We start from the raw sequence: 1,233 nt of genomic DNA, 5'->3' as shown, positions 1-1,233 counted from the left end.
TTTTCGTCTCCAGCCTCGGGAGCTCTGCTCCCTGCGACAGCTTGTCTATATTACCAAACTTACCCCTCCCTGTCAACCGCTTTTTTGTTTTTTCTCCTTCTTTTTTTCTTCCTCTCCCTTTTCCTCTTTTATACTCCCCCCTGCTTACCTCATATACCCCCTGCATACCCTTACCTGCTGACCTTTACATAAATATCTCACAGAGCTGCCGCTATTTCTGAAACAGCGATCAGTGTCGCTTCTCCGCTTATCCTGATCCTGCCCCTGATTTTGCATTTCGCAATGCAGATATCCAGATCATGATTGTCAGGCGTTCTGTCATAGCACAGGCTCAGAGCACTTTTCAGCAGGTTAAGCATTTTATCCACGTTACCCTTCTAACATCCGCGAAAATCGCCTCTATAAGCCGTATATGCCGTCCTGTGCACTCAAATTCATACAATGTGGTATGATCATCCTTCTGATACGTATGCCGTCATATTTATATCGGTTGATTTAAATGGATCTATTCTGATATGAAGCATCATCTTACTCCACTAACTTCAAAAAAGTCGACTCTATATACTCAGAAATTCATTCTTTGAAGGTCGTGTGGAAATTCTCTCTTTGATCTTTTTCTGCACAAACGGCTTCCCGTCTGTGCATTATTGCTTTGAAACATTTTATTTCTACATATCATTCAGATGGATTTTTACCAAAATACTTAATTCAAAGAATATTTTCGGGAAATTTCCAGCAAAAATACGCTTTTAGGCAATGCTGTGTAATATTTTTTGTCTCACGCCTCTTCTGCACAAATTTCAGCCCCGTTGTTTAATGATTCTGCGTTTGCTCTGATCCTACACAAAGCTGTAGTCATCTCAGGGATATATCAAGTGTTTTCACAATATTGACATAAAAAAATGCCCCCCGACCGTTTTGATCGGAGAGCAAAATTACTATTTTAACAAGCAATAGCCGTAGAGTGCCACGCGCTAAAGCGCTGCACTCCTGGCAAATGAAGTACCGCCGCTCTGGCTTCGCTCACGCTCGCCACTCACGGGGTCATCTTCACTTATTCTATGATCTCAGTTACAACGCCTGATCCTACTGTTCTTCCGCCTTCTCTGATAGCGAATCTAAGTCCTTCTTCGATAGCGATAGGTGTGATCAGTTCGATCGTCATTGTGATGTTGTCTCCAGGCATGCACATCTCTGTTCCTTCAGGTAACTGCAGATCTCCTGTTACGTCTG

Annotated in this window: 2 protein-coding genes; both read right to left on the bottom strand. The window is 42.7% G+C overall.

All coding sequences use genetic code 11. The features are described from left to right. Positions 1-197: 197 nt before the first annotated feature. Positions 198-368: a hypothetical protein gene (locus OCV59_RS11960; protein WP_262584422.1), complete on the bottom strand. Its 171-nt coding sequence runs from the start codon at positions 366-368 to the stop codon at positions 198-200. A gap of 686 nt (positions 369-1,054) precedes the next feature. After that, on the bottom strand, positions 1,055-1,233 hold a 179-nt coding region (locus tag OCV59_RS11955; protein WP_449495057.1), incomplete at its 5' end, for an EF-Tu C-terminal domain-related protein.

The sequence above is a fragment of the Brotomerdimonas butyrica genome (assembly GCF_025567305.1).
In the GTDB taxonomy this organism is placed as follows: domain Bacteria; phylum Bacillota; class Clostridia; order Peptostreptococcales; family Anaerovoracaceae; genus Lentihominibacter; species Lentihominibacter butyricus.
This window is presented reverse-complemented; position numbering and strand designations above follow the sequence as displayed.